The following is a 4288-nucleotide window of genomic DNA, read 5'->3' as shown; positions in this document are numbered from 1 at the left end:
GGATGCCATTGCACTCCGACCGCGACGGAACCTTCGCGGTCGGAGTGCAATGGCATCCCGAGTATTGGGTAAAGTCGGACGACGCCTCCGCGCGAATCTTCCGTGCATTCGGAGATGAAGTCCGGTCTCATGCGAGAGCGCGATCCAATGCTCACCCCGGAGCTGAGGAACACCGCAGAAAGCCCCCCAACGTGAGGAAAGTATGAAAATTCTATTCGGTCGGATTGGTTATGAAACCAACACCTTTGCTCCCGGTACCGCAGGTCTCGACCGTTGGGCCCCGAATGGATTGCTGATGGGCGACGACATATTTACCCAATTTCGGGATACGCCTGACTATCTTGGGGGCATGATCAGAGCAGCGGAAGACTGTGCTGTCGAATTAATCCCAAGTGTTGCAGTACATGATATCGCCGGCCCGAAACTCACCAAAGAGGCTGTCGAACATGTTGTCGGAGAACTTGTGCGTGTCGCCGAAGAGCGAAGGAGCGACTATACCGGTATATGCATGATGCTCCACGGCGCCGGGTGCGCGGAGAACACCGATGATTTGGAGGCCTATACGTTAGAACGACTGCGGGAGGTCGTCGGGCCGGATATGCCCATTACCGCAGCGCTCGATCTGCACGGGAACATCACACCGGAAATGGTTGAATTATCGAATGGCCTGTTCGGCTGTAAGCAATACCCCCACATTGATATGGCGGATGCTGGCTACTTGGCCATGACAACTCTGATTGGCATGCTGCGTGGCGAGGTGACACCCCAAACGGCGCTTGTGCAACTTCCTCTGCTGGTCTTCAAAATGGGGCAAACTTCGGTTGAACCCTTGAAATCTGTGACAGAGTATATCGCCGATTACGTAGATAAACACGACCTAATCGATGCAACCTTTTTCCAGGGTTTCGCTCCTGCGGATGTGCCGTGTGTTGGAGCGTCTGTCGTTGTTGTATCGGAAAATGGCGCAGAGGATGCCGCCTCCGAGATCGCGAAGTACGTCTGGGAGAAACGGGAGCAGATGAAAGCGGATGAGTTCCCCATGCCGGACGCGGCAGTAGATCTGGCTCTCGCCGAGCTAAAAAAGCCGGGCGTCGGGTATATCGTCATCAATGAAACGTCTGATAATGCTGGTGGCGGGGCACCTGGGGATGGAACGCATCTCTTGCGCGAGATTTTGGCTCGAGATCTTCCCAAGGCGATCTTTGGATACATTTACGACCCTGAAATTGCCGTTCTTGCTCACAAAGTGGGCGTTGGGGGAGCAGTTTCTGGTTTGCTCGGCGCTAAGACCGACGAACTTCACGGCACTTCTATTGAGCTCCACGACGCAAAAGTCTGCGCACTATCAGACGGAAATGCCATATATGTAACTCCTATGTATGCACAAGTGCCGGTGTGTTATGGTAAAACTGCTCGCTTGCGCGTTGGAAATGTAGAAATTATCGTTACGCAGAATTTGTACGATCAAACTTATGACGATCGTCCGTTCTTGTTAACTGGCGCTGACATCACCCAATATCAGATCATTTGCATCAAATCGGCCGTTCATTTCAGGGCTTTTTTCGAGTCCCGAGCAAAGGCGATTGTGACCACTGATCCGCCAGGCCTCTCGACAGGCAAGATGGCTGCCTACAGCTGGCATAGAGCTCGCAGACCCATCTATCCCATTGATCTCGACACCCCATTTAACCCGCTCTCCGATCGTCACCATTAGAAGTTAGCTTAGACGCTTTCACAGTTGGCGAGCGTACCTTGGTCACGGAAAGGATCATATGAGCACGCTAGAAATGGAGTTCGCTATCTCGACGGTCACGCGTCCGACCCCGGCGTCCTGGGCTGGATGCAGGGTGCGCCGCCACCCGCTGATAAGCGGATTGCATTCGAAGGCGACGCCTTCCGCAGCTTCCCGCAGATCCGGTGGTCGCTGTCCCACATGCGCGAGCTCACCGCCACCGTCAATGTGCGGCGCGGGCCTGGCGCCCCTTCGGCTCTGGAGAACCACGACAGGACGAGCGAGATCGAGGCGTTGGTGTTTTCGGATACCAACGGCCGTTCTCGCGGCTTCGACGAGGCCCTATTCGACACTTACACCGATGGCATCTTGGTATTGCATCGTGGCCGGATCGTATACGAGCGATACTTGGGTGCCCTTGAGCGGCATCGCCCGCACGCTTGTCATTCAGTCACAAAGTCCTATGCGGGCACCCTCGCGGCGGCTTTCATGCACGAAGGCCTTCTCGATGACAGCAAGCTGATCCCGTACTACCTTCCGGAGCTGCAGGGATCGGGTTGGGCAGACGCCACCCTGCGTCAGGTCATGGACATGCAGACCGGCCTGGCGCACACCGAAGTCTACGCCGACGAGAAGTCAGATCTGTGGGAATATGCACGTGCGTGCGGCTTTCGTCCAAGGCTAGCGGGGTATGAGGGGCCGCAGACGGTTTGCGACTACTTGCAAACCATTCGCAGCAAAACCTCGCATGGTGGCCCGTTTAATTATCTAACCATCAATACGGAAATATTGGCGTGGGTCATGGCTCGGGCGATGGGACACTCGTTCGCAAAGCTGCTCCAGGACCGCCTGTGGGGACCGCTTGGCTGCGAAGACGACGCCTATATCATCGTCGATAGCGCCGGTATGCCGATGGCGGGCGGCGGATTGAGCACGAGCCTGCGTGATCTTTCGCGCTTCGGGAAACTGATGCTGTGCGAGGGTACGTGCGAGGGGTGCCCCCAGCTTCGGTCTTTGAGGACGTCCAGAACGGCCGCCATTCTGCTATGCGTGCAGATGGCTATTCCTACCGGAGCCAGTGGTGGGTAACGCACAACGAGCTCGGTTATAGCGCGACATATGTGGAACGGCCACGCGGGCAAGCGCTTTTTCAGACATTTCATCCAGCGGGATAGGTGCGGTCATATGTCCGGCCTTTCAGCGCGGTCTAAGACCGCTGGCCTCGATGAAATTCGCGATGCGAGGGGCTGATCAATCTGACGCGCTGTAAGCGCATTGTCGCGCCGGCCTCTCTCGCCTCGGGATTTCGTCCCGTGGGTCATCGTCTAATTGTGCACCTCGCCTCTGTCCGGCATCGCGCCGGCCAGTCCGTCCTGGTCGTCGTTCGGCTCAGGCGCGTGCTGCGCCGCTTGCCGCACCAGTATTTCGATATGTCCCGCCCTTGGTGAGCAGCGCCCAGATAATCCTCGCCATCTTGTTGGCGAGTGCGACCGCGACGACCTTGAAGGGCCGCGCCTCATCAACAGTAAAGTGTTCTTCTGCTGGCGAACGCCGATTCTGACAACCCGCCTCAAGCCGTTCGCGAGCCCATTCGAGCCTTGCATCGAGAAACGCCATGTCGGCCCTTGCGACGACAATTGCTGCTGCTCCAACAATGGCGAAGGAGGTCATCTTTTGGGCTAGTCCGAATCCGCCATCATCGGCATCCTCGGGCGGTTCGGCCATCACTTGATCAGCTAGTTCGATAGCCTCTTCGAGGGTCAAGCCTTCCTCGATACCACCTTTCTCGCGCGAGTGGACTGCCCACATCGCCAACCGATTTACCTGTCCCATTCTGCGGCGGTTTTCTTCTGCAGCCTCGATAATCTTGAGCTGCTCGCCCGGAGGATTGATATGGGCTTCGATACGCTGCTTGGCCTCATTGTAGCTGATCTCGACCTGATTCTGGTCGCTGTCGGAGAGGATGCGTGCGAACCGCTCCCCGTTCGCCGCAACCCAGGATGAATCGGCCAGGCTGTCGCTCATCTTCGGCGAGATCCTCCAAACTCCACGTGCCACGCAAGGCGTCGAACTCGGCTTGGACCGTCTCGCCCGCCTTCAGGCGGAATGGAAGCATCAACGTGTGCGACATCGGCGACTGCGCCTTATGTCGCTCGAAGATCGCCTCGACCTGATCGAAGTGGTGGTCACGCTCTGAGAAACTGTAGCTTAGGAGGACCTTCTCAACTTCTCCCATCCAGATGCGCGACCGATACCTGTGGGTCGCCCGCCGCCGCTTCCACCCGCAACTCCAGCTCATGCGCCTCGGCGACGCCAACCCCGATCAGATTGCCCAGCGCGCGGTCGATCCGGCCCCGCGCGGGATGCGCCGGGATCAGCAGGCTCGGCTGTTCGGCGAACGCGGCGTCGAACCAGAGCACGACGCGACCACCGATGCCAGCGGTGATCCACAGGCCCGCCGCGCGGGTGCGGTCGAACCAGGCCTCCACGGCATCGAGGACAAAGTCGAGGTGTCGCGCCCGCGGCGCAACGAGGAGCAGCTTCATAGTGCAAAGC

At 57.9% G+C, this 4288-nt stretch carries 3 protein-coding genes and 2 pseudogenes; 3 read left to right on the top strand and 2 right to left on the bottom strand.

The features are described from left to right. The 3 genes and pseudogenes from EN749_RS39150 to EN749_RS31755 all read left to right on the top strand — a co-directional run. A pseudogene (locus EN749_RS39150) lies at positions 1–206 on the top strand (hypothetical protein); the annotation flags it as partial. Next, positions 203–1714, top strand: a complete 1512-nt coding sequence (locus tag EN749_RS31760) for a M81 family metallopeptidase (protein WP_128364640.1) — start codon at positions 203–205, stop codon at positions 1712–1714. The pseudogene EN749_RS39150 and the gene EN749_RS31760, both read left to right, overlap by 4 nt. 126 nt (positions 1715–1840) lie before the next feature. Further along, complete coding sequence (locus tag EN749_RS31755) at positions 1841–2821, top strand: serine hydrolase domain-containing protein (RefSeq protein ID WP_245491537.1); 981 nt, start codon at positions 1841–1843, stop codon at positions 2819–2821. A gap of 300 nt (positions 2822–3121) precedes the next feature. Here EN749_RS31755 and EN749_RS31750 read toward each other — a convergent pair. Continuing rightward, positions 3122–3256 (bottom strand): annotated as a pseudogene (locus EN749_RS31750) (IS110 family transposase); the annotation flags it as partial. A gap of 698 nt (positions 3257–3954) precedes the next feature. Continuing rightward, the coding region (locus EN749_RS31745) for a hypothetical protein (RefSeq protein WP_210214741.1) at positions 3955–4288 on the bottom strand (334 nt) is incomplete at its 5' end.

Origin of the sequence: Mesorhizobium sp. M7A.F.Ca.ET.027.02.1.1 (genome assembly GCF_004022985.1) — a bacterium.
Lineage (GTDB): Bacteria > Pseudomonadota > Alphaproteobacteria > Rhizobiales > Rhizobiaceae > Mesorhizobium.
Note: the sequence above shows the minus strand (reverse complement) of the source record. Positions and strands in the feature narration are given on the sequence as shown.

Bases quoted from the DNA above. Each gene is read 5' to 3' on its own strand.
- EN749_RS31760 (WP_128364640.1), top strand. From the start codon at position 203: ATGAAAATTCTATTCGGTCGGATTGGTTATGAAACCAACACCTTTGCT.
- EN749_RS31755 (WP_245491537.1), top strand. From the start codon at position 1,841: ATGCAGGGTGCGCCGCCACCCGCTGATAAGCGGATTGCATTCGAAGGC.